The 23466-nt window shown below is 41.1% G+C and carries 34 protein-coding genes; 28 read left to right on the top strand and 6 right to left on the bottom strand.

Going from position 1 to position 23466, the window contains the following annotated elements; translation table 11 throughout:
- Positions 1-44: 44 nt before the first annotated feature.
- From rhaA to NYE58_RS13680, 3 genes are all read left to right on the top strand, one after another.
- On the top strand, positions 45-1319 hold the full coding sequence (gene rhaA, locus NYE58_RS13670; RefSeq protein WP_076280893.1) for an L-rhamnose isomerase: 1275 nt from the start codon (positions 45-47) through the stop codon (positions 1317-1319).
- Positions 1320-1485: 166 nt separating this feature from the next.
- Entirely contained in the window at positions 1486-2124 is a 639-nt protein-coding gene (locus tag NYE58_RS13675) for a Vat family streptogramin A O-acetyltransferase (RefSeq protein WP_076130349.1), read from the top strand.
- A gap of 116 nt (positions 2125-2240) precedes the next feature.
- Positions 2241-2618 carry a YkvA family protein gene (locus NYE58_RS13680; protein ID WP_081387669.1) on the top strand — a complete coding sequence of 126 codons (378 nt, stop codon included), beginning with the start codon at positions 2241-2243 and terminating at the stop codon, positions 2616-2618.
- A gap of 16 nt (positions 2619-2634) precedes the next feature.
- Here NYE58_RS13680 and NYE58_RS13685 read toward each other — a convergent pair whose 3' ends face one another.
- Complete coding sequence (locus tag NYE58_RS13685; protein WP_076130348.1) at positions 2635-3027, bottom strand: winged helix-turn-helix transcriptional regulator; 393 nt, start codon at positions 3025-3027, stop codon at positions 2635-2637.
- Positions 3028-3177: 150 nt separating this feature from the next.
- Between NYE58_RS13685 and NYE58_RS13690 the strand changes: the two genes are divergently transcribed.
- From NYE58_RS13690 to NYE58_RS13755, 14 genes are all read left to right on the top strand, one after another.
- Positions 3178-3852 (top strand): NAD(P)H-dependent oxidoreductase, encoded by a 675-nt coding sequence (locus NYE58_RS13690; RefSeq protein WP_076130347.1) that lies wholly within the window; start codon positions 3178-3180, stop codon positions 3850-3852.
- 169 nt (positions 3853-4021) lie between these two features.
- On the top strand, positions 4022-4450 hold the full coding sequence (locus NYE58_RS13695; protein ID WP_256716148.1) for a CidA/LrgA family holin-like protein: 429 nt from the start codon (positions 4022-4024) through the stop codon (positions 4448-4450).
- Positions 4450-5136, top strand: a complete 687-nt coding sequence (locus tag NYE58_RS13700) for an LrgB family protein (protein WP_076130346.1) — start codon at positions 4450-4452, stop codon at positions 5134-5136. The genes NYE58_RS13695 and NYE58_RS13700 overlap by 1 nt, the downstream gene beginning before the upstream one ends.
- A 94-nt stretch (positions 5137-5230) precedes the next feature.
- On the top strand, positions 5231-5410 hold the full coding sequence (locus NYE58_RS13705) for a hypothetical protein (protein WP_036689781.1): 180 nt from the start codon (positions 5231-5233) through the stop codon (positions 5408-5410).
- Between the two features lie 166 nt (positions 5411-5576).
- Positions 5577-5756, top strand: coding sequence for a hypothetical protein (locus tag NYE58_RS13710; protein ID WP_076218748.1), 180 nt, complete (start codon positions 5577-5579; stop codon positions 5754-5756).
- A gap of 165 nt (positions 5757-5921) precedes the next feature.
- Positions 5922-6488 (top strand): putative ABC transporter permease, encoded by a 567-nt coding sequence (locus tag NYE58_RS13715; RefSeq protein WP_076218747.1) that lies wholly within the window; start codon positions 5922-5924, stop codon positions 6486-6488.
- A gap of 146 nt (positions 6489-6634) precedes the next feature.
- Positions 6635-7111, top strand: a complete 477-nt coding sequence (locus tag NYE58_RS13720) for a DUF523 domain-containing protein (RefSeq protein WP_076186997.1) — start codon at positions 6635-6637, stop codon at positions 7109-7111.
- A 49-nt stretch (positions 7112-7160) separates the two neighbouring features.
- On the top strand, positions 7161-7307 hold the full coding sequence (locus NYE58_RS13725) for a hypothetical protein (RefSeq protein WP_155288116.1): 147 nt from the start codon (positions 7161-7163) through the stop codon (positions 7305-7307).
- Positions 7308-7475: 168 nt separating this feature from the next.
- Positions 7476-7925 (top strand): DUF4362 domain-containing protein, encoded by a 450-nt coding sequence (locus NYE58_RS13730; protein WP_076218745.1) that lies wholly within the window; start codon positions 7476-7478, stop codon positions 7923-7925.
- 30 nt (positions 7926-7955) lie between these two features.
- On the top strand, positions 7956-8429 hold the full coding sequence (locus tag NYE58_RS13735) for an NUDIX domain-containing protein (RefSeq protein WP_076130372.1): 474 nt from the start codon (positions 7956-7958) through the stop codon (positions 8427-8429).
- A gap of 16 nt (positions 8430-8445) precedes the next feature.
- Complete coding sequence (locus NYE58_RS13740) at positions 8446-9033, top strand: histidine phosphatase family protein (RefSeq protein ID WP_312151377.1); 588 nt, start codon at positions 8446-8448, stop codon at positions 9031-9033.
- Positions 9030-9455, top strand: coding sequence for a hypothetical protein (locus tag NYE58_RS13745; protein ID WP_076130341.1), 426 nt, complete (start codon positions 9030-9032; stop codon positions 9453-9455). Before NYE58_RS13740 ends, NYE58_RS13745 begins: the two co-directional genes overlap by 4 nt.
- Before the next feature lie 24 nt (positions 9456-9479).
- Positions 9480-9875, top strand: coding sequence for a ribosomal maturation YjgA family protein (locus NYE58_RS13750; protein WP_339173318.1), 396 nt, complete (start codon positions 9480-9482; stop codon positions 9873-9875).
- A gap of 24 nt (positions 9876-9899) precedes the next feature.
- Positions 9900-10691, top strand: coding sequence for a lipid II flippase Amj family protein (locus NYE58_RS13755; RefSeq protein WP_036689792.1), 792 nt, complete (start codon positions 9900-9902; stop codon positions 10689-10691).
- A 24-nt stretch (positions 10692-10715) separates the two neighbouring features.
- Here the strand turns inward: NYE58_RS13755 and NYE58_RS13760 are convergent, their stop codons facing one another.
- On the bottom strand, positions 10716-11525 hold the full coding sequence (locus NYE58_RS13760; RefSeq protein WP_341002068.1) for a hypothetical protein: 810 nt from the start codon (positions 11523-11525) through the stop codon (positions 10716-10718).
- 204 nt (positions 11526-11729) lie between these two features.
- On the opposite strand from NYE58_RS13760, the gene NYE58_RS13765 reads away from it, so the two are divergent.
- Together NYE58_RS13765 and NYE58_RS13770 are read left to right on the top strand one after the other, a co-directional pair.
- Positions 11730-12587, top strand: a complete 858-nt coding sequence (locus NYE58_RS13765; RefSeq protein ID WP_076218741.1) for an SDR family oxidoreductase — start codon at positions 11730-11732, stop codon at positions 12585-12587.
- 369 nt (positions 12588-12956) lie between these two features.
- Entirely contained in the window at positions 12957-13358 is a 402-nt protein-coding gene (locus tag NYE58_RS13770; RefSeq protein WP_076130337.1) for a DUF4265 domain-containing protein, read from the top strand.
- An 84-nt stretch (positions 13359-13442) separates the two neighbouring features.
- Here the strand turns inward: NYE58_RS13770 and NYE58_RS13775 are convergent, their stop codons facing one another.
- A complete protein-coding gene (locus tag NYE58_RS13775; protein ID WP_341004260.1) occupies positions 13443-14420 on the bottom strand; it encodes an alpha/beta hydrolase in 978 nt (325 codons plus the stop codon).
- Between the two features lie 155 nt (positions 14421-14575).
- Between NYE58_RS13775 and lepB the strand changes: the two genes are divergently transcribed.
- From lepB to NYE58_RS13790, 3 genes are all read left to right on the top strand, one after another.
- Positions 14576-15073, top strand: coding sequence for a signal peptidase I (gene lepB / locus NYE58_RS13780; protein WP_076130335.1), 498 nt, complete (start codon positions 14576-14578; stop codon positions 15071-15073).
- Positions 15074-15257: 184 nt separating this feature from the next.
- Complete coding sequence (locus NYE58_RS13785) at positions 15258-16295, top strand: HD-GYP domain-containing protein (protein ID WP_341002071.1); 1038 nt, start codon at positions 15258-15260, stop codon at positions 16293-16295.
- Between the two features lie 263 nt (positions 16296-16558).
- The gene (locus NYE58_RS13790; RefSeq protein ID WP_076277967.1) at positions 16559-17419 is read left to right on the top strand and encodes an alpha/beta fold hydrolase; all 861 of its coding nucleotides are present in this window, start codon (positions 16559-16561) and stop codon (positions 17417-17419) included.
- Positions 17420-17502: 83 nt separating this feature from the next.
- Here the strand turns inward: NYE58_RS13790 and NYE58_RS13795 are convergent, their stop codons facing one another.
- The gene (locus tag NYE58_RS13795; RefSeq protein ID WP_341002072.1) at positions 17503-17820 is read right to left on the bottom strand and encodes a MazG-like family protein; all 318 of its coding nucleotides are present in this window, start codon (positions 17818-17820) and stop codon (positions 17503-17505) included.
- Between the two features lie 97 nt (positions 17821-17917).
- On the opposite strand from NYE58_RS13795, the gene NYE58_RS13800 reads away from it, so the two are divergent.
- The 3 genes from NYE58_RS13800 to NYE58_RS13810 all read left to right on the top strand — a co-directional run bounded on the left by NYE58_RS13800 (position 17918) and on the right by NYE58_RS13810 (position 20563).
- Positions 17918-18496 carry an LOG family protein gene (locus NYE58_RS13800; protein WP_076193859.1) on the top strand — a complete coding sequence of 193 codons (579 nt, stop codon included), beginning with the start codon at positions 17918-17920 and terminating at the stop codon, positions 18494-18496.
- Positions 18497-19164: 668 nt separating this feature from the next.
- Positions 19165-19914 (top strand): GTP pyrophosphokinase, encoded by a 750-nt coding sequence (locus NYE58_RS13805; RefSeq protein WP_076130330.1) that lies wholly within the window; start codon positions 19165-19167, stop codon positions 19912-19914.
- A gap of 157 nt (positions 19915-20071) precedes the next feature.
- On the top strand, positions 20072-20563 hold the full coding sequence (locus tag NYE58_RS13810; RefSeq protein ID WP_341002073.1) for a glycoside hydrolase family 9 protein: 492 nt from the start codon (positions 20072-20074) through the stop codon (positions 20561-20563).
- 31 nt (positions 20564-20594) lie between these two features.
- Here the strand turns inward: NYE58_RS13810 and NYE58_RS13815 are convergent, their stop codons facing one another.
- A complete protein-coding gene (locus NYE58_RS13815; protein WP_341002074.1) occupies positions 20595-21824 on the bottom strand; it encodes a tyrosine-type recombinase/integrase in 1230 nt (409 codons plus the stop codon).
- Between the two features lie 33 nt (positions 21825-21857).
- Complete coding sequence (locus tag NYE58_RS13820; protein ID WP_341002075.1) at positions 21858-22514, bottom strand: LexA family protein; 657 nt, start codon at positions 22512-22514, stop codon at positions 21858-21860.
- A gap of 149 nt (positions 22515-22663) precedes the next feature.
- On the opposite strand from NYE58_RS13820, the gene NYE58_RS13825 reads away from it, so the two are divergent.
- The 3 genes from NYE58_RS13825 to NYE58_RS13835 are packed head-to-tail and all read left to right on the top strand — an operon-like array spanning position 22664 to position 23454.
- Entirely contained in the window at positions 22664-22897 is a 234-nt protein-coding gene (locus NYE58_RS13825; RefSeq protein WP_341002077.1) for a helix-turn-helix transcriptional regulator, read from the top strand.
- A 20-nt stretch (positions 22898-22917) separates the two neighbouring features.
- Positions 22918-23121 carry a helix-turn-helix domain-containing protein gene (locus NYE58_RS13830; protein ID WP_341002078.1) on the top strand — a complete coding sequence of 68 codons (204 nt, stop codon included), beginning with the start codon at positions 22918-22920 and terminating at the stop codon, positions 23119-23121.
- Between the two features lie 57 nt (positions 23122-23178).
- A complete protein-coding gene (locus tag NYE58_RS13835) occupies positions 23179-23454 on the top strand; it encodes a helix-turn-helix domain-containing protein (protein WP_341002079.1) in 276 nt (91 codons plus the stop codon).
- Positions 23455-23466: the final 12 nt, after the last annotated feature.

The following is a 23466-nucleotide window of genomic DNA, read 5'->3' on the forward strand; positions in this document are numbered from 1 at the left end:
GCCTCATCTAAAACACACTAAGTTAAAAATCAGGAGGCTCAAACATGGAGCAGAGTAAAGAGAGCTTACAGAGCATTCAGAACAGCTACAATGAAGCGAAAAAGCTTTACGCACAGCATGGGATCGAAGTAGATAAGGTGTTGGAGCAGCTAGCGGAAATTAAGATTTCTTTGCATTGTTGGCAAGGTGATGATGTGAAGGGTTTTTTGAATAAGGAAAAAGAACTGAGCGGCGGGATCGCAGTCACCGGAAGTTACCCGGGGCGGGCCGGGAATCCGGAGGAGCTGCGCCGGGATTTGGAACAGGCTCTAGCACTCATCCCAGGGCAACATAAAATAAATTTACATGCTATTTATGCGGATACAGAAGAGACTGTAGATCTCGACGCGTTAGAGCCTAAGCATTTTGAGCGCTGGGTGAGCTGGGCCAAAGAGCAGGGACTCGGATTGGATTTCAATCCTACCTGTTTTTCTCATGAAAAAGCAAATGATGGCTTCACACTGAGTCACCCAGATCCTGAGATCCGCAACTTCTGGATCGCTCATTGCAAGGCCTCACGTCGAATCGCCGAGTCCTTTGGTCAAGCATTAGGTCAGCCTTGTGTCACTAATTTTTGGGTTCCAGATGGTTATAAAGATACGCCGATCGACCGCTTGTCACCAAGGGTACGGCTTCAGCAGTCACTCGATGAAATCTTCAGCGAGGAAATCGATCAGCAATATAACATTGATGCTGTAGAAAGTAAGCTGTTTGGTATTGGTTCGGAAAGTTACGTGGTTGGCTCACATGAATTCTATATGGGTTATGCGCTAAGCCGGGGTAAGGCGGTGTGCTTCGATGCTGGGCATTTCCATCCAACCGAGACGATTTCGAATAAGCTGTCTTCCTGGCTGCTGTTTGGGGATCAATTGCTGCTGCATGTTAGCCGTCCAGTACGCTGGGATAGTGATCATGTGGTTACTATGGACGATGAGCTGCTCGAGATTGCCCGTGAACTGGTTCGTGGTCAGTTTCTGGGCAGAACGCATATTGGATTAGATTTTTTTGACGGAAGCATCAATCATGTTGCTGCTTGGGTGATCGGAACACGAAATACATTAAAAGCTTTGCTTCGTGCTATGCTGGAGCCAATAGAGCAATTGAAGCAAATTGAGCTGGATGGAGATTACACTTCAAGACTTGCCTTGGTCGAGGAATTTAAATCGTATCCGTTTGGAGCCATTTGGGATTATTATTGTGCGAAGAATGGCGTACCGGTCCGGGAAAGCTGGCTAAATGAAGTGAAACAGTATGAGGCTGAGGTTTTATCGAAAAGATAGAGGTAGAAGTAGAAGTAGAAGCAGAACGAGCTTTAACAATATAAGTAGATAAAAGATAGGCGGTTACCGGCAGGTAGCCGCTTTTTTATGTTTATGAATCGTACATGATTTGAATTCAGCTCTGATCTCTGCTATGTTTTATCCAAAAGAGAGCGAGGCGCAAACTATGAAACAATATGGACCGAACCCGAATACGCTCTATCCCAATGAACAAATTAAAAGTATCTGCTATATAAAAAATGCGATTACAAGAGACAATATCATTGTTGGCGATTATACCTATTATGATGATATAAACGGTGCAGAGAAGTTTGAGGAACGTGTGACTCATCATTATGATTTTATTGGCGATAAGCTTATTATTGGAAAATTCTGCGCGATTGCCAAAGGCATTGAATTTGTCATGAATGGCGCCAACCACCGGATGAATTCGGTTTCGACCTATCCGTTTAACATCATGGCCCATGGCTGGGAACAGGCGGTCCCGGATTTAAAAGATCTGCCGCTAAAAGGTGATACAGTCATCGGAAACGACGTTTGGATTGGACAAAATGTTACGGTTATGCCAGGTGTGCATATTGGAAACGGAGCAGTTATCGCAGCCAATTCTACAGTTGTAAAGGATATCCCGGCGTATAGTGTAGCTGGAGGAAATCCCTGCAAAGTGATTAGACAACGTTTTGATGATGAAATGATCGAATATCTTGAAGCGCTGAAGTGGTGGGATTGGGATGCTGAGCGAATCTTTAAGAATCTTGAAGTGTTATGCAGCAGCGATTTAACGAAAATCAAAGCGATCAATTAATCGTAAGTAGGTTCAGGATACGGACTTTAGTTTATCTTAAAGATATAAACCTCAATTGAGGGAATACTTTAGGTATAGGTATGTACGTCATATGAACCTTTCGGAGGGAACCGGCAATGAAGAAAGATAAGGTCAAGAATAGCATGGAGCTCACTGCAGAGGAATTTCCATATAGCAAAGAAAATGAGGAAATGGTAACGAAAAATTTTTGGACGAAAACTAAAAAGTTTGCAGGCAAAATTCCATTTACTAAAGATGCTATCGCGATGTATTATTGTGCCGTCGACGCTAAAACACCTTTATGGGCGAAAGGAATTGCTTTCGGTGCATTGGCTTATTTTATTTCTCCTATAGATGCTATACCCGATGCGATTCTAGGCCTTGGATTTACAGATGATGCAGCGATTATCGCAGCAGGCATTAAAGCGATATCCGGTCAGGTAACCAACGAACATAAGGAAAAAGCTGCAGCGTTTTTTAATGGGGAAAAATAAAAGGTGCAGCATTGAGCTACACCGTAATATCTGTACCTTCAGGACAGCTTTCTGCGGAAAGCTGTTTTGTTTTGTACACCTCGCCCCAATCTTTCATGAGTTTAATAATAGGAATCAGTGTCTTGCCGAATTCAGTTAAAGAGTATTCGACTTTTGGGGGAACCTGATGGTAGACCTCACGGTGTACAACCCCATCCTCTTCCAACTCTCTTAGTTGCAGGGTCAGCATACGTTGGGTAATACCCGGGCAGATCCGGCGGAATTCGTTAAAACGTTTCGTGCCATCAATCAAGTGATAGATGAGAATTCCTTTCCATTTGCCTCCTATAACGTCCAGTGTAAATTCCACAGGGCAAGCTTCTTTGTTGCTTTCCGGGAAATTTCCGAAGCCACCTTTTCGGTCACGCATAGCTGTTCAACTCCCATGGTATCATTTTGTATACTACATAACATTATTGTGCGTACTTTTAAAGAAGTGATATATACACTAATATTAAGCATGTGATCGGCAAACAGTCAAATGCTCGTCGATGCTAACCAAGTAAAGGGAGTGTTACTCATGGATACTTTATCGTTAAACAAGAATGAAATCCTGTCTGCATATCAGTTCAGACATGCAACTAAAGAATTCGATAGCCATAAAAAAATTAGTGAATCGGACTTTCAATTTATTCTGGAAACTGGACGATTGTCACCAAGTTCATTCGGATTCGAGCCTTGGCGTTTTGTGGTAGTACAAAGTCCGGAAGTACGTGAAAAATTACGTCCTTATGCCTGGGGCGCACAAAAGCAATTGGCAACCGCAAGCCATTTTGTGCTTATTCTCTCACGTCTTCCTAAAGATATGGCTGCTGACTCCGATTATATTAAAGGGATCATGGAGAATGTGCAGGAGTTGCCTCCGCAAGGAATGGAAGGAAAACGTAAAGTTTTTGATAAGTTCTTGAAGGTTGATTTCGGACTGATGGAGAATGAGCGGGCAATGTTCGAATGGAGCTGCCGGCAGACTTATCTGGCGCTTGGGAATATGCTGACTTCAGCTGCGTTAATCGGGATCGACTCCTGCCCAATGGAAGGTTTTGATAAAGCTAAGGTTGAGCAGATTCTGGAAGAAGAAGGGATTTTGGACGCTGAGCATTTTGGAATCTCCTGTATGGCAGCTTTCGGATATCGCCTGAACGAACCACGTGGTAAGACGCGTCAAGGTGCAGAGCAAGTGATTCAGTGGGTTTAACGAAATTGAATCTTAATCTTTGAGCCTGTAAAGTCTCTGTATTCTGGGGATTTTGCAGGTTTTTTTGCGATATTTCTTATAAGATTCAAAAAGTAATTGAAAGTTTCATGAAAACTCTGATACCCTTATGAAGGTGACTCCATATTAGCGCTATCGCTTTAACTTAATAATGAAGGGATCCTGCATCATGAAAATCATTCGCATTATTATCCAAGTGTTCCTGCTATATTTGTTCTACTTGGCTGGGGACTATCTGCAAAAGCAACTGCATCTCCCCGTTTCCGGGAGTATCGTAGGATTACTGTTACTTTTTGTTCTATTGCTATTCAGGGTCGTGCCTGTGAAGTGGATTGAAGAGGGTGCTACAACGATATTAGCTTACCTTCCGTTATTTTTTATTCCAGCGACAGCTGGGATCGTGAATCATATGGATATCTTTAGTGGTAGAGGTTTACTATTAATCCTAATCCTTATCGTTAGCAGTGTTCTCACGATTGCCGCAGCTGCACATTCTAGCCAATGGCTTACTAGCGTAAACAACAAGCTGAAAGCGGGATGGAGCGGCAAGAGACTAAGCGAAAAGGGGAAGGAAATATAATGTTTTTTATCGCAACAGGTATTGTACTGCTTAACGTAGCTATTTATTTGATGATGTCAGTAGTATATAGACGATTTCGTATTCCTGTACTTATTCCCGCGCTTACAGCAACAGTGATTGTTGTAACTTTACTACTATATTTTCATATTCCGTATGATACATATATGATAGGCGGCAAATGGATTAATCAGCTGCTCGGTCCTGCTGTAGTATCGTTAGCCTACCCATTATATAAACAACGTAATGTGTTGATTGAGAATCTCCCGGCAATTCTGGGCGGAGCCATTGTAGGTCTGCTTATAGGGATGTTTAGTGGACTGCTTTTGGCGGCAGGTCTAGGCTTCTCTAAATTATATGTTTTATCTTTATTACCTAAATCGATCACTACACCTGTAGCGATACAGATCTCGAACAGCTTAGGTGGGGACTCTTCTTTAACCTCTGTATTTGTTATGATTGCTGGATTTACAGGTGCGATTGGCGGACCTTTTATCATCAAACTGTTTAGAATTCGTAGTGAGGTTGGAATCGGAATTGGTCTAGGAACCGCTTCACATGCTCTAGGAACAGCAAAGGCCTTGGAATATGGTGAACAATCCGTTTCGATGAGCTCGGTTGCGATGACTGTTTGCGCCGTAGTTGGCTCTTGTATCGGCCCACTTGTAGCGTGGATGATGTACCCTTAAATTATTCTTTTAATTGGACTATGTTTGCAAAACACTCCATCGGGTAACTATAACTAAGGAACAAAAAAAGCAAAGCACCTGAGGAGGATTTCACATGTCCGATCACACACAAGATGAAGCGGAAATCCGCAACAAGGAAAATAAAGAAGGCGATTCATTAGCTGAAATTAAGAAGATGGAGAACGGTGTAGACATCGAGCCAGAGGCAGATGAGTGGGTAGCCAAACCTGCTGAATCCTCACACCCAGATCCGCTTCCCGATAATTTGGAGTAAATGATTCGGAAGACAGGCTGTCCTTTAGGGGACAGTCTGTTTTTGTTGATGATATACTTAAGTATTGTATAATAAATAAAAGTACAACCTCATCAGAGTGTTTTCTCCAAGTTCGTCTTAGCTTTTCGCAAATTTCACAGATCTTTGCCAACAGGGAGGAAATGGAATGCGTAGTCGGAATGAGAACAGCCGTTACCGGCAAAAACGTGGTGAGGCTCTAGCAGGAAACTTTGAGAAAAAGTACGGTTCAAACTTTGGCGTACGCAGTGAGCTTAAGATGGATGCACTGAAGAAACCAAACGACGATCAGTTGCTGACGACACCTCATGAAGAAGAGCATAAATAATTAGAAGGTAACAAGTGGGAGACTTTTACTCCTGGAATTCTGGAATAGAGGCATAACCTTTTGGGTTATGTCTTTTTTTGTGCGCATATTTCCAGAACGATCAAGACATAATAGGGCCGGATGGACAACTAAGAAAATAATGACAACGGGAGGCGAGATTAGGTCATGATTATTCCTATATTTTCGTTAAGTGGAGATATAGCAGTTACTGTGGTGGGCCAATACTTTTTTTATTTTATGGTCTATTCCTTTTTAGGTTGGGTATTGGAAGGGACCTATAATCTATACAGTAATGGAAGCTTTCGCAAAGAAGGATTTCTAAAAGGTCCATTTAAGCCGATGTACGGCTTTGCTCCACTATTGCTATTGATTGCTCGAGATTTGACGCTGCCACTTCCGCTTTTCCTATTTCTTGCGCTAATCATTCCTTCTGCTGTAGAATTTATAAGCGGTTGGCTGTTAAAAACGGTATTCCATAAGCAATGGTGGGATTACTCAGGAATGTCTTATCAACTGCAAGGGCATGTTTGCCTGCGTTTTTCTCTATATTGGTGGGGGCTTTCAGTAGCTAGTGTCTATGTAATTCAGCCGCTTATGGAGCTTTTATATTCGGGTGTTCAGCCTATTTGGAAATTCGTGCTTCCGATCGTGGGCTTCTACTTTATGGCGGATTTATTATGGACCTGCTGGAGCCGGTATCGGATGGAGAAAACCCCTCAATATCAGAAATAATGGTTTTCTATATGTGTACTACGAGTCTTCTTTTGTGTATCAAGCACAAACATTTCGTGGACAGGCATTTCGATATTGCATATCCGTTTCTAGTCATAAATAATATAGCAATATATTAAATACTAGACGGACTGGTGGCGATAACGATGACAGGGAAGATTCTAGTGAGCGCATGTCTGTTAGGGCATAAAGTACGTTATGATAATGGCGATGTTCCGTGTCTCGATGCCCGATTCCTAAAGTGGTATGAGGAAGGGCGTTTTGTCCATATTTGTCCAGAGGTAGTGGGAGGTTTGCCAACCCCTCGTCCTGACGCACAGCGGCAAGGGGATCGGGTAGTGACGGGGGCAGGCGTCGATGTTACGGAGCCATTTATGAAGGGGGCTCAAGCCACACTAAAGCTGGCTAGGGAACATCAGGTTGCATTAGCTATTTTAAAACAAGACAGTCCTTCATGCGGAAGCCTGTATATTTATGATGGAACCTTTAAAGATACGAAAGCACCGGGAGAGGGCACCACTACGGAGCTGTTGAGGAAAAATGGGTTTAAAGTATTTGGCGAAGATCAGCTGGATGAAGTCGAGCAGGAACTCGCACGTATGGACGGGCAGGGCATTCTTTAAGTAATAAATAGGCTGCAGGATACATAGTGTGTATAAGGGGAACGAAGCAGTGTCCTTGGGAGAGGAAATGCCGTCCGATGAGCCATCCTTCATTTGGGATAGGAGGCGGACGCAGATGAGTATTGATCAGCTCATTGCTTTGCTCGTTCTTGTCATTATGATCGTACAGCTTGCTGGCACAAAAGGTAAACACTAAGACTCACCTCATTGTAACTGCTTCCGGAGCTCAGCATTTTTTGAGTTCGGAAGCTTTTTTTGTCCACGGCTATGCATATTGTGAAATCTAAAGGATTCCTTCATAGTGATGTCTAATATACATATAGTGGGTTTTTGGGAAGTCCAAGGAAAGAATTTAGGGGGAACTATGAAATTTAGAACATGGATAATCATTGTGCAGTTATTTATGATTGCTGTGCTTGTAGGCGTATTGGCGGCCGATCTAGGTGAGACAGGCTCAGATGAGTCTAAACATGATGATATTTTAATACATTTTGATCAAAAAGATTTAAACAGGATGAAAGAAACCGTTCAAAGGTTTAGTGAAGGTAAAGGGGATAACCTGATGTTGATTGAGCCAACCACGGATAGTGGACGGTTAATTCATGATTTCTATTCTAATGGTAAAGAGCTTCATTGGGTAAAGGATGATACAAGAGATGCATGGAGTAGTAGTCCTGGGAAGATCGAATATGTATGCCAAACGATTGAACTAATAGAGACAGGTGAGCGGTTTAATGTCGAGTTATCTCAATGTAATGTTCAGCCAGACGGTGAGAAAATAAACGTGATCAGCTTTTTAAAAGAAAGATTATAAACCCATTTACGGAGAGGATGGATGATCAATATGCCGATGTCTGAGTACTATCAAGGGATTCGTGGGAAAGTGGGCTCAGAATTATTAATGATGCCTTCCGTAGCTGCAGTAGTAAGAAATAAAGAGGATGAGATTCTGTTCATCCGCAAGCCAGGAGAATCTTTGTGGGGATTGCCTGCGGGAGCGATTGAGCCAGGGGAGCGTCCTGGAAGAACCTTACGCAGAGAGGTATATGAAGAGACAGGGTTGATGGTTCATCCTACGTCGATTTTAGGTGTTTTTGGTGGAGCGAAATATAGATACGAATATAGTAATGGCGATCAGGTAGAATATACGGTTATTGTATTTGAGTGCTCTATCATCAGAGGAACGCTTAGAGCTATAGATGGGGAGATCGAAGAATTTAAATTTTTCAAAGAGAACGAGCTGCCAGAGATTGCAATTCTTTATCCTAGAGAGATTTTTATAAAAGACCGAGAGAAGACTGCAACGATATTTGAGTGACTGAGAGGAGTGCCTCATGAAGACATACATTTATATGGTTAGACATGCAGTGTCACCTTTTGTATTAGGGAATGAGCGGGAACGGGGATTATCCGAAAAAGGACACGCAGACGCTTATAGAATCAAAGAGCTTTTGACGGAGGAGGAAATTACATATTTTGTATCCAGCCCATATAGACGAGCCGTAGAGACAATTAAATATTTGGCAGAAGCTTCGAACCAAGAGATTGAACTGTATGAAGAACTCAGAGAACGAGCAATCGGAAGTGTCGAGATTGAAATCAGTGAAGATGATTTTCTGCAGGGCATTCGGACATCGTTCAACGACAAGCAATATAAAATGCCGGATGGAGAGAGTACCCAGGAAGCACAAGAGCGTGCAATTCCTGTTATCAAGCAATTAATTCAACAGCATAAAGGCGGAAAAATCGCATTAGGTACGCACGGGAATATCATGACCATTATCCTGAACTACTTCGATAAGAAGTATGGATATGAGTTCTTTGAACAAACGTCCAAGCCGGATATTTATAAGCTGGAATTTGAAGAATTGGAGCTTACCCATGTGGAGCGGCTGTGGGACTCCGAAGTGCTGAACAGATGAAATATTTTATAAAGCTGAATGCACTAAGCGTACTTTATGCCTTTATGTTGTTTGTTGTAATAGAGCTGCCATTGAATATTTATCGAATCAGCAGAATTTCCGGCTTGGAGCTGGGAAAAGTAGATACCTTGCTGTTTATCTTCAAGCTTGTTTTATTTTTATTATCTTCTATAGTATTTATTTGGCTTACAAAAAAATATTTGAGCGGAAAAAAATCCATGTATTTCACTACGATCCTATGGTTTCCCTATTTGATTCTATTCATTAGTTTATTCGCAACCTGGTTCCCAATCACAGAACCTGCAGATAAACCTGCACCGGTAACAGGACTGATCATAATAGGGGCCATGATTATTTATCCGTTTTATATCGCAATGATTAGTATTATCGCAAGCATTAATTTTAAGTCAGAAGCTGGATAGAGGTTGGAAATGAGGATCAATGATTTGAAAGAAAGACTTTTTTATACTTGTATCTGCCTCGTTGTTATTGTATTGGGGTTAAGCTCTAGAGTATGCACGGATCAGCTGCCTTTGTTTGTATCTAGACATTTCGGAGATGCGCTTTGGGGCAGTATGGTTTATTTTATGTTTCGGGTTCTACTGGTAAATCAAAAGCTAAGGCTCGCCTTTGTATGGAGTTTGGTGTTTAGCTTCGGCATAGAATTTAGCCAGCTGTATCAAGCGGAGTGGATCAACAGCATCCGTTCTACAGTATTGGGTGGTCTAATTCTCGGAAAAGGATTCCTGTGGATCGACCTTGTTAGATATTTAGTGGGCATTGCCCTTTGTTATGGATTGGATCAATACTTTCACCAAAAGGTGCACCGAAATAATAAATAGTGTTTATTGGAGAGGAACCTTTAAATGGTAAATAGTTTGATTGTGGTATGCTTGCTTACGATGATTATTCACACGGCAGAAACCTTATCGTATTCGGTACGATACGCCGGAGTGAAGCTGAACAAGATAGCCATTGCGTTATCTCTCACAGGCATTATTGTTCTCGTCTCAAGAACTGCAAATATGATCCAAGCTCCACTGACGGCTAAATTCGTAGATTATGCCAAAATACATTCCGATTTTCCACTTCTTAATTACTTGAGAATTATATTATTGGCTTCTTCATTAGGGACTTTAATTGCCATTGCTGTGTTCCCTACCTTTGTAGGCTTGTTTGGGAGAATCATCTCTAAGCTTGAAATCGAAGGTTCTATCCCAAAACTGCTTACCAGTGTGACGATCGGGCAACTTAAGAACACAAGAAAATACATAAGAAAACCAAAAGTGAACTTATATAACTTCAGATACCTGGGGATTCCTAAACGTTTTATTGTGATGAATGTTTTTGTTACAGCCTTTTACACCGTAGGTGTCATATCATCTTTGTACGCTGCTCATCTAATGCCTCAATATAGCACGACTGCTTCTCAAGCTTCCGGACTGATTAACGGTATGGCGACTATTCTGCTGACCATATTTATCGACCCACAGCTTGGTCTTATTACCCATAAGGCTACTGAAAATGTAGAATACCGTGATCAGCTAGGAAAAATATATGTGGTATTGATGGGTTCACGATTTGTAGGCACTATATTTGCTCAGCTCCTAATTGTGCCTGCAGCCCAATTAATTAGTATGTTAGTGAAGCTGATTTGAGCCGGTGGGGGCGAATCATAATCATTAGGGAAGTTTAGATTCTGCTGCTCGTAGTGCTAGCGAAATCTTCTGTTCCCAGCTGTAAATATTCTGCTGCATGGAATGAATTCGTTTCATTTGCTCATAGGATGATTTCAATTCTGTGGCGGCTCTAACTGCATCTCCTTGCTTAACAGCTGCTTTATATTGTTTGTCAGCTTCCGCGCGTACTTTCTGCGTGGCAGCGAGATTCTTACTCTCGGCAGTTATTTGTTTCTTTAAAGCAGTGATGGGTGCCAACGCATCTTTGACGGGTTTTAGCTTAGCAGCGGTTTGCTTGCGAGCGGCTGCCAAAGCGGTTGTCTTTGTCTTAATTTCGGCTCGGGCGAGGGTTACAGCAGCCTTTAGTTTATTACGCTTCAGATCCAGCAATGTGACTGTTTTCAAGTCTTTAGCTTTCTTGGCTGCGGTAGACTGTTTACTGAGTGTGCTGTATTGTTCCAGAAGGGGAGCATGTTTCTTCTGAACTGAGCTGGCTTCTGAAGATAAGCGGCTTAACAGTGCTTGATCTGTTGACTGTATGACGGTACGAATAGATTTCAGAGCGTCATTATTCTGTTTGCGTAACTTCTGAATTTTTGAGTTATCTGTCTTGAGGGTGGCTTGAAGCGCGGTATAATTATCATGAAGACTGTTAATGTCATCCAGCGCGGAATCCCAGCCAGTAGCAGCAGACACAAGTGTGAGGTTACAGGTTAAGAAAGCTGCTACCAGCACTAATTGAGCCACCCATTTTAAATCCCTAATTCTGAAAATGTTCGTTCTACATCTGACGGTGTTTTTTGGCTTAAACATTCCTCTCAGCTCCTTAATGAATTAGTTAATATACGCAAAAAAGCACCTCCAAGATAGGCATTGACGCCTGTCTTGCGAGGTGCTTCTCCCGCACAGAAATATAAAAGATGCTCTTACTATAACTTGAAATTAATGGATAGTCAATGAACAATAGAACATTTGTTTGCTTGTTTTTATAATTGTGAAATACAAAGGGGAGTAAATATGAGTTCACATCTAGAGTATGGGCACGATCGAGTGGCTCTGATTACCGGAACCTCCAGTGGATTTGGACTGCTGACAGCGCTCAAATTAGCTGGACAGGGGTTTAAGGTGATAGCAACCATGCGTGATTTAAGCCGTAAAGGCGAGCTGGTGCAGCAGGCAGAGCAGGCAGGAATTTTAAAGCAGCTTCATTTAATGACCATGGATGTAACTGACAGCGATTCTATAGAGACAGCAATATCTTCAGTACACGAAACATTTGGAAGAATTGATGTTCTAGTCAATAATGCAGGTTTTGCCATTGGCGGTTTCATAGAAGAAATATCTATGCCGGAATGGCGGCGGCAAATGGAGACGAACTTTTTTGGATTAGTGGCTGTGACAACAGCTGTGCTGCCCATTATGCGAGAACAGCAGAGCGGCACGATTATTAATGTGGGAAGTGTAAGTGGATTATCCGGATTTCCAGGTTATGCGCCTTATGCAGCTTCTAAATTTGCTGTTGAAGGCTTCAGCGAAAGCCTGCGTCATGAAATGTCCCCTTATGGAATAAGGGTGGTATTAATTGAACCGGGCTCCTTCCGTACACCGATATGGGGAAAAGGCATGGAGCAAATTCGACGTAAGGAGGATTCTCCGTATAAAGCGCGTCTTGACGCTGTACTACGATATTCCAAACATACTGCTGAGACAGCGCCTGACCCTAGTCAAGTGGCTAATCTTATCGGTCGTATTACCGAAATGAAAGCACCGCGTCTACGTTATCCTATCGGCAAAGGTACGCGAATCTTAATTTTAGGCAAAACGCTGCTTCCATGGAAGTGGCTGGAGAGAATTATTGCGAAAGAATTGAGGTGATAGGATGGAGTCATCCATAAATTTAACAATCATTAAACTAATAGGTTATGTGTCCAGTTTGATGACCGTTTTTTTATGGCTAATTTTTATATTCATCAATCCTTATGCTGAGATTACGAATCGCTCCACTCTTGTGATTAGTATAATCATGTTGTTATTACCGGCGGGGTTATTAGCAATAGGTGTCTTTTTAAACAGAAGTCGGCTAATGCTGCTTGCATTTATCTGGAGTTTTCCCTACAGTTTATATATGTTATTAACACCCGGAATCTTTAGGTTGTTCGGGATTACGAGTCTAATGTATTTACTTTGTTTTGTGTTATTTAGAATGAACAAGATTAGATATTGAACAAGGATAGAGGTGTGCCGATGCTAGAATCGTCCGGAATCCATATCTGCTTCAACGCAGATGGCCGTGAAATAGAAATCCTCGATGTTACTCCATTTGGCAAAGATAAATTTCGAATTGAAGAGACACCGATTTTTAATCCGGCTGTTACAATGGGAGATATTATACAGGTGAAGGAAGAAAATGGAGTCTATTATTACCAAGAGACTGTTCAGAAATCTCCTTTCAAAAGATACGCTTGGCTGCTTAGTAAAGAAGCTGTTGATTCAACGGCCATTGCAGCTTTTAAACATAGAATTATAGAGAATGAAGGCAAATGTGAGTTGATCTTTGGCGGTTTGTTCGTCATTCATATTCCTAAGAATACTTCAATTGATGTTGATGGGGAAATGAATCGAATTATTGAGCGGTTCGAGATTTAAATACTAAGAAAAAAATGCTGCGTCATGAAATGCAAGGAAACTTGCACATGATGACCGCAGCATGGAGAATAGAAGAAACGCTTTTTATTTTATTTCTTCCATAAACGTCTTGAAATTTTCAGCGATTTCTTTTGATTTGGTATGGTGCAGATAATGTCCTGCATCAAGTTTTACCAATTTTCCTTGTACGGAATTTTTGACTTGCTCTTCATGCAATGATATCCAATCTTTTAAGAGAGTATCATCCCCTTGAACAAAGAGCAAAAGGGGGAGATCCTTTGGAAAAGTTGAATTTAGAGCCCCTTTATAATTAGAAGACATATTTTCCACTTCATTTAAGTTAGTGTAATTATAAGTGTTTCTAAGCGTAAGCAATCTCAATTGTTCTTTAGTTTCATCATCAAACGGCAATTCAGCATAGGGATTTCCACTTGATTTAAATAACAATCTGCCCAAGCCTGATTTTCTAAGTAGTTTTAATTTTCCTGTTGGTACTTTAACACCTATTCTGTCTTCCGTTGCAATACTGTTATCAATCCCGACAAATGCACTCACTTCGTTTGGATATTTGTTCACATAATTCAAACTGTACATACCGGAAATAGAGTGTGCCATTAGAATATAACGGTCAATATTAAGCTGCTTTACAGCTTCATGAATTTCACTTACAATATTTTCCGTAGTTCGTTCTTTTTCAGTTCTATCACTTAATCCATAACCGAAAGGCTCAACCACGACAACTTTGTAAAATGGAGATAGTTCATCTATTAACAGCTTAAAATCAAGTCCCGGTGCCACCGTTCCATAACCAGGTAAGAGCACGATTGTCTCTTCACCATTTCCTTGAATCAAAACATTCATATTTTTACCATCGACGCTTACAGACTGACCATAGGGTTTTATTTTAGCTTGGTCCGATTTATTGAGGAAAATATTAGCGACAAAAACAGTCACTAGAAAAAGTACTATTGCAGTAGCTAAAGCCCCTAAGGAAATAAGTATAATTTTCAGCGGTTTATTCATCCTTTTTTTTATAACCTCTTCTTCTGGTTTCAATCGCATCTTCTCCTGTTCTAATCGCTTTATTCTAGCTACCTTCATGAGTTGCTAAAGAAAGCTTACCCGATGAAGATGAACTATACATGACGACAATATGAACTGAATATGAACCAGCTAAAAAAGTTTGACTCTATAATATGAATGTGAGGTGAGCAATAATGTTGAAATTTATGAAGCAATGGTTGCCGAGTATTGTGATCGCAGTGGTTATTTCTTTGTTTGTTAGAACCTATGTTGCTGAAGCCATGAGAGTTCCAACGGGCTCTATGATCCCAACGATTCAAATCAATGATCGCTTAATTGTTGAGAAAATGTTATGGATGACCACACTGGAGCATGGAGATATTGTTGTATTTACGCCACCTGTAGCTGGTGATGAGAATAAAAGATATGTAAAAAGGCTAATGGGGCTGCCTGGAGATACCTTGGAAATTAAAGATGGCGCACTTTACCGAAACGGAGCGAAGGTTAACGAACCTTACCTCAATGAACAGATGGATTACACTTTTGGACCGGTTACGGTACCCGCCGATCATTATTTTTTTCTCGGAGATAACCGGAATATAAGCTATGATGCTCATCTGTGGGATACTCCATTTGTGTCGAAGGATAAGCTGATTGGGAAAGTAATCGCTGAATTTAGCAATCCCTTCTAGGTAGTGTGTAAGACGGATAAATGTAAGGCTTAATCTCTAAAAAAAGATTTAGGGGTGCTGAAGTCGCGGGGGTCTTTTGAACTAACCGAGTGCTTTAATGAGTCTTTAACCATATTGTTACTTTGGAAGAATTTAGCTATCCTTAAGGTAAAATATACCTACATATAGTAAGGGGTGCTGAATTTTGAAAGCTCATGTCACAGATCTCAAACATGGCGATTGTCTAATCACAGATACATTCAATAGTGTTGGCCTACACGTGCTTCCGAAGGGGACAGTGGTCTACGGAGAAGAAATCACCATCCTGATGAGGCATCAGATTGATTATGTCGATATTGAACCACGCATGATGATGCTGGATAATGAAGAAATGAATGTGGTACAAGGGATAGATGGTAATTTTGATCAAGCCATCCAAAACTATGAATCTATATTTCTGGAAGCACTCAGCAAGGGTAGCTTTACGCAGTCGGATGTTGATAATACGCTGCAGCCATTGCTGGAGAAATTGGATGAACAAAAGGATGTCGTTTCTTTATTATTGCTGCTGGAACGTGATGATATCAGTACATACAATCATTCATTGCAGGTCGGACTGTTATCGTTTTACATAGCGACTTGGTTAGGTCATACAAAAGCCGAAAGATTTGAGATTAGTAGAGCCGGTTATTTGCACGATATCGGAAAAAGCCAGATTGCTCCACATATCTTAAATAAGACGGATAACTTAACTCCCGAAGAATCAGAAGAACTAAAACGTCATACTACGTATGGATACGACATTATCCTTAAATCGATGAATGACGAAAAGACCGCACTAGTGGCGCTTCAGCATCATGAATTCGAGGATGGTACAGGTTATCCTAACAATCTCCGTAAACAGGACTTGCATCCGTATACGCAGATTGTTGCTGTTGCAAATACTTATGTAGGCATGACCTTAGGAAGAGCGAATCAACCAAAACAAGGCCTGATTAACGTTCTGCGCAAGGTACATGAGCTTGGATTTGGCAAGCTGAATGGAAATGCGGTACAAGCTCTGATCGGACATTTATTGCCGAATTTTGTGGGTAAGAGCGTTCAGCTTAGCAATGGTGAGCAAGGTACGATTATTATGAATAATCCGTTGGATATTTTCAAACCTCTGGTAAAAATAAATGAGACTACGTTCAGAGACTTATCTAAAGAGCGTAATTTGACTGTTGAAGAGGTATTTATTTAACGAATATTTTTGTGGCGATAAATAGGAGGCTATCTCCCTGATCCGTAAAATCAGGGGATAGCTTTTTTGTGTTATAATCGAAATTGGGTTAAAAACCCTTCAATATGGAATAGGAGAGTGCTTATCGTGATTATCAAATTCATTCGTTTACGTTAATTTGAGGTGCAATTCAATGATGACATCATCCATTTTTTTGAAAATGTATTGAGTCTTATTTAACTGTGCATTCATTGATAAAATTCGAATGAAATGAGGAATGAACAATGAGCGAAAAAATAGTAAAAGTAAACGGAATTGATATATGTTCGGATAGTTTTGGAAATCCTAGCAATCCTGCGATATTGCTGATTATGGGTGCCACCTGTTCTATGGTTTATTGGGATGAAGAGTTCTGTCAGCGATTAGCAGATACCGGACGTTACGTTATTCGTTATGATAACCGGGATGTTGGACGTTCCGTTGTTTATGAGCCTGGGAGTTCCAATTATACCGTGATGGACATGGCAAATGATGCTGCTGGGTTACTAGACGCCTATAATATAGAACAGGCAAATATCGTTGGAATGTCCTTAGGCGGAATGATTGCGCAAGTCCTTGCTGCACGTCATCCGCAAAAAGTTCTAACCTTAACCTTGATCGCATCAAGTTTTTTCGAATCTGACGATAATGATCGGAACTTGCCTCCTATGGATGAGCGGATCCTCGCATTCCATGCAGATGGAGCAACACTGGATTGGTCTAATGAGGAAGAGGTAGCCAATTATTTGGTTTCAGGTTCCGGCATACTCTGTGGTTCAAAACATAAATTCGATGAGAAAAGAGCGTATAAACAAGTAAGGCTAGAAATAAAACGTGCCAACAACTTGCTTAGCATGTTTAATCATTCTCTTCTTACAGGGGATGACGGCTACGAGGGCAAGGCAAAAAATATCATGGTTCCTACCTTGGTTATCCACGGCACAGAAGACACGGTGCTTCCTATAGAGCATGGCTTGGCGCTTGCGGCGGAAATTCCTAATGCGTCGCTTCTAACCCTGGAAGGAACGGGCCACGAAGTCCACCCGGATGATTGGGAAACAATAATCAAAGCCATTTCGAATCATACTTTAGGCGGTAAAGCTTAACAGGGCTTAAAGAGTAAAATAAACAAGGGCTACAATTCGGTCTTGCCGATTGTAGTCCTATTTTTTCTAGGATTACTTCGTCCCTAGGAATTAAATCGCTTCACTAATTTTTCTTTATGTGCAGTAAAAGCCTCTTCTAAAGTGATGCCATATAAGTCAGCTAACAATGCGATATTTCCGAGAACATCCCCGACTTCCTCAATCAAGTCGTTTTTCAGTTGCTCTGGAGTACGAGTCGATTCATCCGGTCGATCTCTGCCGATTTCATAGGAGCGTACAGCTCGTGCGACTTCACCTGTCTCTTCCATTAAGAATCCGACTCTTATAAAAGGACCATAAGTAGTCCAGCCTCGTTCTCCATAAAAATGATTAATCCATTTCTGCACATCGTTAATTTCCATATTATGTAGCACTCCTTAATCTTTCACATGATTTATACTCCAACATATAGTATATTAGATAGCGGACATTATCAATATATAGTTTGGAGATGAGATTTTGAAATCAATATGTGTTTTCGCAGGATCGAATTTAGGGGTGCATGAGGATTATAAAGCTAAAGCTGTTGAACTTGGTAACTACATGGCTATGCATAATTATCGTTTAATTTACGGTGGTTCAAAAATCGGATTAATGGGTGAGGTCGCTAATGCTGTTTTGAATGGTGGAGGCGAGGTAATCGGGGTAATGCCTAGAGGATTATTTAATGGGGAAATGGTACATAGAGAGTTAACGCAGTTGATAGAGGTAGAGGATATGCATGGCCGTAAAGCAAAAATGGGAGAGCTGGCAGATGGCTTTATTGCTTTACCTGGAGGGTTTGGAACGTATGAGGAGCTCTTTGAGGTTTTGTGCTGGTCACAAATTGGCATACACAAGAAGCCGGTAGGGGTTCTAAATATCAGGAATTATTTTGATCCTCTGATGAATCTGATACATAACAGTATCCAAGAAGGCTTCTCTAATTCTTCGCATCTAAGTCTGCTAAACGTATCCAACGAGCCGTTGGAACTCTTGACTCTTTTGAAGGAGTATGTTCCGCAAACGCTTGAGCAAAAGTGGAAACAGCTCAACTGAATAATGAAACTTTCAGTTTAATGATCGGGTACTCGGTCGGGTACACTGTGTTCCTGGACGTAAACCAACCGAAATCAGGCATTAGTTTCTGCATGACCTTTACCGCTCGGACTCAGCTGACCTTATTTCTCCATTTCGAACGTTTTAGGCGAGCTATCGGACTATATTGCAGCTATTTACTCATAACCACACCGATTCTGCACTGTTACATGGTGATAAGAGCTATACGGTCCGATACTTCTGTGAAAATGACCAAAAAGCGCAAATAGCTGCAATACGGTCCGTAACATATTGAGGGGCTTTAGCTAGTTTGGTTATTTGGGTTACTTTAGTTGCTTGGGCATCATGGGTTTGGTTCTTAGGTTTATCTCCGTTTGAGCAGGGTTTCGGACTCCAGTGACGTTATTTCTTATGAAGAGGTTCATATTTTGTGTTTTTTTGCCAATAGCGATTATGGAGTCCGATAGCATCCCGATTATGGGATTATACTGTGTATAAGGTCAACTGGGTCCTATAGCGACTTCGCAAGTGGATTCGCGGCGCAAAAGGTACGTAATCAAACGAAGTGTGAGGTTTGGATTATGGCTACATTACCGCTGAATTTGAAATTCACTAGTGGATTGGCTATGATAAATATAGAGAAACGCTACAAGAGGAGAAATGAGATAATGACCCCCGAGAATCAAATCGAACAATTTAAGAAGCTTAAGCACGATATCACTCGTTTCATGTTAATTTATAAATTTGCATTGGATGAGATGGAAACGAAGATTGAGATCCTAAAACAGGAGTTTCAGTCTCTGCATGATTACAGCCCCATTGAACATACCAAATCGCGTATTAAGTCTCCAGAAAGTATCATGAACAAGATGCTGCGCAAAAATGGTGAATTATCGCTGGATTCAGTGAAAAATTGTATTAAAGACATCGCTGGTCTGCGGATCACCTGTTCTTTTATCTCTGATATCTATCATGTTAGTGAGATGCTTCAGAAGCAGGATGATCTAACGGTCCTTGAGGTAAAGGATTATATTAAGAACCCTAAACCTAACGGATATCAGAGTCTTCACTTGCTGATTCAAGTCCCTGTTTTTATGTCCGATCGCCAGGAGCTTGTCTGTGTAGAAGTTCAAATTCGTACCATTGCTATGGATTTCTGGGCAAGCCTCGAACATAAAATCTTTTATAAATATAATAAATCAGTACCTGAGAGTATGACTCGTGAACTTAAAAATGCGGCGGATGCCGCTCATGCCCTTGATCTGCAAATGGAGCGTCTGCACCGGGATATAAAGGAAATTAAAGACGATGATGAAGATGATCTTAGCTCCTTTGAGGAAGAGCTTCGCCGTATAGTGGTTCATAATAAGCAGTTCACACTTCCAGCTAACTTTATTAAATTGCTTGACGACAAATAAGCTGTTTTGTCCGCCTAGAGTTATCCGTTTCCTTTCGGGTGACTCTAGGTTTTTTTCTTGTATACATCATTGCCATAGATAACTAGAATAGAGTATTCTCAACTAGAAGAGAATGGTTACTTTAGCTTCATCATTTTTACATAAAAGGAGAATGAAGATGAGCGAGCGTACACTTCGCACCATTACTGTGAATCAAATCGGATATCCGCTGGATGGACAAAAGATCGCAGTATTTACAGGTACTGAGCATGATTTTCAGGTAGTTGATGTTGATAGTGGGACTATTGTGTTCAAAGGTAGTTCAGATGCAGGAAGATTTGATAAAGCCAGTGGAGTAACTTTGCACACAGGTGATTTCTCGGAGGTCAATACTGAGGGAAGATATCGGATTGAGCAGGGCGAGGGTCTAGCTTCGGCATCCTTTTCAATCTCAGATCAGCCTTATCATGAGCTTCAACAGGGCTTGCTGAAAGCTTTTTATTATTATCGCTGTGGTGTTGAGTTGACTGAAGAATATGCTGGAGATTGGAAGCACAAGGCGTGCCATACCGCAAAAGGGATTGTATATGGGCAACCGGATCTTCAACTAGACTGTTCGGGTGGCTGGCATGATGCAGGTGGTTATGGCAATGCCTTGATTCGTCAATGAAATTGCGGTTTTTTCCCACATGCTTCCCACATTAAAGTCCATTTAGTAATTCTTCGAACTTTTCAGAAGCTTCAGTTTTTAGCTTTTTAGTTACATGCATATAAATAGCCCTCGTAATATCATCATTTTTATGTCCAAGACGTTCTTGTATAACTTCCAGTGATACTCCAGCCTCCGCCAATAATGAAACATGAGTATGTCTTAGTGAATGAGGTTTTAGGTCCGTTGATAATCCGGCAAGTTTCAGAAAGTCTTTCATTGTGTCACGCATTCGCTTGCCTGATATTTGATAGCCAGGAAACGTTTTGGTGTTAATAAACACAAACTCGCTTTTTTCATAATAAGTTTTTCTGACGGACATTTTGTACTGCTTTTGCCAATATGATTGAGCGTCAAATATAGAAATGACACTGCTGGTTATACTGATTCTTCGCTTCGATGATTTGGTTTTTGGTGTACCAACATTCATTTCTGTGGTCTTACCCGAATCAGCTAGAGTTTTTGTGATGGAGATTTGTTTTGTCTCCTTGTCTAAGTCTCTCCATTTAAGCGGACATAACTCACCTATTCTCATACCTGTATAAGCAAGTATATAAAAAAAGTGGTAATCCTGTTCGGTTCCATGCTCTTTGATTATTTTTAAAAAGTGTACTAACTCCTCTTTCTCCATGTAGTTAGGTATTTCAGTTTCATTCTCAAGCTGTTCAACAGTCTCTTGGTATTTTGGCACTTCTATACCTTTGGACGGGTCCGTCTTTATGATTCCGTTATCCATTGCATAAGAAAAAACCAGCTTATTTGAAACATGAATGTTATTAATAAAGTTTTGACTTAATCCAATGGTTTTGTCTTTCTTTTCAACGAATTTTAGGGAATCCAAAAAAAATTGGTATTGTTTTTTTGTTATATCTTGAATTCTAGTAAATTTGAAATGGGCTCGTGACCGCTTCAAGTTTCTTTCCCTTGATTCTATCGAAGAGCCTTTTTTATTTCTCGCACTGTAATGCTTAAGGAAATCTTCGCAGCAATCATCAAATGAAACTGATTTTTTTTCTACGTATGTGTTATTGTTGAGTTCTTCCTTGATTTTAATTCCTGCAGTGAATGCTTCTAGAGCTGTAGGAAATGGGTCGGATTCTTTTTGCTTTCGTTTACCTGTTTCAGGATTGATGATGTCATAGCGGAAACGAAACACGCCGCCTCTTTCACGAACCCCTGGGTATTTTATCCCTTCAGGTGGTTGCTTTGGTTTTCTTGGCATTTTCAACTTCACCTCCCTTCATATGTAAATTAGTTAAAACTTAGCGTTTGGTGGCGACATGAACCAAACCATTTTCCCCATTATTCGCAGATTTTGAGTTTCTGGAGAAGTGAAGTTTTGAGCAACATGTTCAGGATTATAACTATCGGGCTCAAGAACAACAGTGTTATGTAATTTAAAAAAACGCTTAAGTGTAGCTTCGTATCCATTTACTTGCACAGCAACCACATCCCCATTACCAACGTCTTCGCCAGTATAAGGATCAATGAGTGCGTAAGCTCCATTAGGAACAACCTTATTCATACTTTCTCCATTTACGCGGAGAAGAAAGGCGTGAGGATACCAACTACCCACGTCCTCAGGGATTTCAATATATTCCTCTACAGGGATGGCCTCAAGTGGCACACCTGCGGCGATAGATCCGTAGAGCGGAACTGAAATAGACTTAGCCTTAACAGGGATCGCACCTATCGGAAAAGTCGTATGTTTATATTTATCATCAACAAAAATTAATGGACTAACCTGGAAGAAATCCGCAATTTTTTTCAAGACTGGAAGCTTGGGTGAGAGTTCTCCGTTTTTCCAACGCCCAATGGTTGAACGATTCACATCTAATCTTCTTGCTAATTCCGCATCGTTCAATCCACTTTTATCTGCTAATTCAGAGAAAACTTTACTAAAAATGTCCATTTTGATACCTCCTGAGAATAATATACTACAATAAGATGATTTCCGCAACAAAAATGTTGCCGAACAGCCACTAAATTGATGAATTAATTATTGGTGTTGCAAAATAGCAACGTTTGTATTAGGATTGAATTACGCTAGGAGGTGAAGTCATGGAAGCTAAACAGACGAGATACGCCGAATTAGCATACATCAGGAGAGTGGTGAAGAAAGTATCCGCTCAAGATATGGCTGATTTGCTAGGGGTAAATAAAGAAACTTACCTAAGATCAGAAAGGGGGGGGAGAGATATCACTCTGGAGGAGGCGGTAAAAATTGCACACAAGTTCAATATGAATCTAGCCGAAGTTTTTCCAAAATTTTTTGTAGAGAATGTTGCGATTTAGCAACAAAAGGAGAGGATCTCTTGGAAATAGCAAACCTTCCTGAGATATGTACTCCGGAGCAAGTGGCCGAGTATCTTAGTGTAGCAAGAAGCACCATTTATGCTTGGTGTGCTTCTGGCGAGCTTCCAAGCATAAAAATTCGCAAGGTATTACGTATTCGTAAGGCTGCTTTGCTAGAATGGATCGCTGAACATGAGAGGGCAAGCTGCAGTTCTCAGGTGTAGCCCTCTTCAGTCATCATAACCACATCATAGGGTTTTATACCTGAAAGGAGGCTAAGTATGTCACAGTCATTCGGTGAGTATCTTCAGCAACTCAGGAAGGCAAAAGGCTTCACTGCTGCTTCACTCGGTTTAGAATTGAATGTGCATCCAACATATATCAGCAGGCTTGAGCAAGATAGAGGCGGCGTTCCAACTCCTGAGAAATTGCGGGAAATCGCTGCCGCTCTGGACTGCTCCTTCATCGGCATGATGATCAAAGCCGGACATATTACGGAGGCTGAGGCACTGGGGTGGATCGGGGAGCAGCAAGCTAAGTCACATCCGTCAGATTGACGGGTACGGTCC

Source organism: Paenibacillus sp. FSL L8-0708, from assembly GCF_038009325.1.
GTDB classification, from domain to species: Bacteria; Bacillota; Bacilli; order Paenibacillales; family Paenibacillaceae; genus Paenibacillus_AQ; species Paenibacillus_AQ odorifer.

Bases quoted from the DNA above. Each gene is read 5' to 3' on its own strand.
- rhaA (WP_076280893.1), top strand. From the start codon at position 45: ATGGAGCAGAGTAAAGAGAGCTTACAGAGCATTCAGAACAGCTACAAT.
- NYE58_RS13675 (WP_076130349.1), top strand. From the start codon at position 1,486: ATGAAACAATATGGACCGAACCCGAATACGCTCTATCCCAATGAACAA.
- NYE58_RS13680 (WP_081387669.1), top strand. From the start codon at position 2,241: ATGAAGAAAGATAAGGTCAAGAATAGCATGGAGCTCACTGCAGAGGAA.
- NYE58_RS13685 (WP_076130348.1), bottom strand. From the start codon at position 3,027: ATGCGTGACCGAAAAGGTGGCTTCGGAAATTTCCCGGAAAGCAACAAA.
- NYE58_RS13690 (WP_076130347.1), top strand. From the start codon at position 3,178: ATGGATACTTTATCGTTAAACAAGAATGAAATCCTGTCTGCATATCAG.
- NYE58_RS13695 (WP_256716148.1), top strand. From the start codon at position 4,022: ATGAAGGGATCCTGCATCATGAAAATCATTCGCATTATTATCCAAGTG.
- NYE58_RS13700 (WP_076130346.1), top strand. From the start codon at position 4,450: ATGTTTTTTATCGCAACAGGTATTGTACTGCTTAACGTAGCTATTTAT.
- NYE58_RS13705 (WP_036689781.1), top strand. From the start codon at position 5,231: ATGTCCGATCACACACAAGATGAAGCGGAAATCCGCAACAAGGAAAAT.
- NYE58_RS13710 (WP_076218748.1), top strand. From the start codon at position 5,577: ATGCGTAGTCGGAATGAGAACAGCCGTTACCGGCAAAAACGTGGTGAG.
- NYE58_RS13715 (WP_076218747.1), top strand. From the start codon at position 5,922: ATGATTATTCCTATATTTTCGTTAAGTGGAGATATAGCAGTTACTGTG.
- NYE58_RS13720 (WP_076186997.1), top strand. From the start codon at position 6,635: ATGACAGGGAAGATTCTAGTGAGCGCATGTCTGTTAGGGCATAAAGTA.
- NYE58_RS13730 (WP_076218745.1), top strand. From the start codon at position 7,476: ATGAAATTTAGAACATGGATAATCATTGTGCAGTTATTTATGATTGCT.
- NYE58_RS13735 (WP_076130372.1), top strand. From the start codon at position 7,956: ATGCCGATGTCTGAGTACTATCAAGGGATTCGTGGGAAAGTGGGCTCA.
- NYE58_RS13740 (WP_312151377.1), top strand. From the start codon at position 8,446: ATGAAGACATACATTTATATGGTTAGACATGCAGTGTCACCTTTTGTA.
- NYE58_RS13745 (WP_076130341.1), top strand. From the start codon at position 9,030: ATGAAATATTTTATAAAGCTGAATGCACTAAGCGTACTTTATGCCTTT.
- NYE58_RS13755 (WP_036689792.1), top strand. From the start codon at position 9,900: ATGGTAAATAGTTTGATTGTGGTATGCTTGCTTACGATGATTATTCAC.
- NYE58_RS13760 (WP_341002068.1), bottom strand. From the start codon at position 11,525: ATGTTTAAGCCAAAAAACACCGTCAGATGTAGAACGAACATTTTCAGA.
- NYE58_RS13765 (WP_076218741.1), top strand. From the start codon at position 11,730: ATGAGTTCACATCTAGAGTATGGGCACGATCGAGTGGCTCTGATTACC.
- NYE58_RS13770 (WP_076130337.1), top strand. From the start codon at position 12,957: ATGCTAGAATCGTCCGGAATCCATATCTGCTTCAACGCAGATGGCCGT.
- NYE58_RS13775 (WP_341004260.1), bottom strand. From the start codon at position 14,420: ATGCGATTGAAACCAGAAGAAGAGGTTATAAAAAAAAGGATGAATAAA.
- lepB (WP_076130335.1), top strand. From the start codon at position 14,576: ATGTTGAAATTTATGAAGCAATGGTTGCCGAGTATTGTGATCGCAGTG.
- NYE58_RS13790 (WP_076277967.1), top strand. From the start codon at position 16,559: ATGAGCGAAAAAATAGTAAAAGTAAACGGAATTGATATATGTTCGGAT.
- NYE58_RS13795 (WP_341002072.1), bottom strand. From the start codon at position 17,820: ATGGAAATTAACGATGTGCAGAAATGGATTAATCATTTTTATGGAGAA.
- NYE58_RS13805 (WP_076130330.1), top strand. From the start codon at position 19,165: ATGACCCCCGAGAATCAAATCGAACAATTTAAGAAGCTTAAGCACGAT.
- NYE58_RS13810 (WP_341002073.1), top strand. From the start codon at position 20,072: ATGAGCGAGCGTACACTTCGCACCATTACTGTGAATCAAATCGGATAT.
- NYE58_RS13815 (WP_341002074.1), bottom strand. From the start codon at position 21,824: ATGCCAAGAAAACCAAAGCAACCACCTGAAGGGATAAAATACCCAGGG.
- NYE58_RS13820 (WP_341002075.1), bottom strand. From the start codon at position 22,514: ATGGACATTTTTAGTAAAGTTTTCTCTGAATTAGCAGATAAAAGTGGA.
- NYE58_RS13825 (WP_341002077.1), top strand. From the start codon at position 22,664: ATGGAAGCTAAACAGACGAGATACGCCGAATTAGCATACATCAGGAGA.
- NYE58_RS13835 (WP_341002079.1), top strand. From the start codon at position 23,179: ATGTCACAGTCATTCGGTGAGTATCTTCAGCAACTCAGGAAGGCAAAA.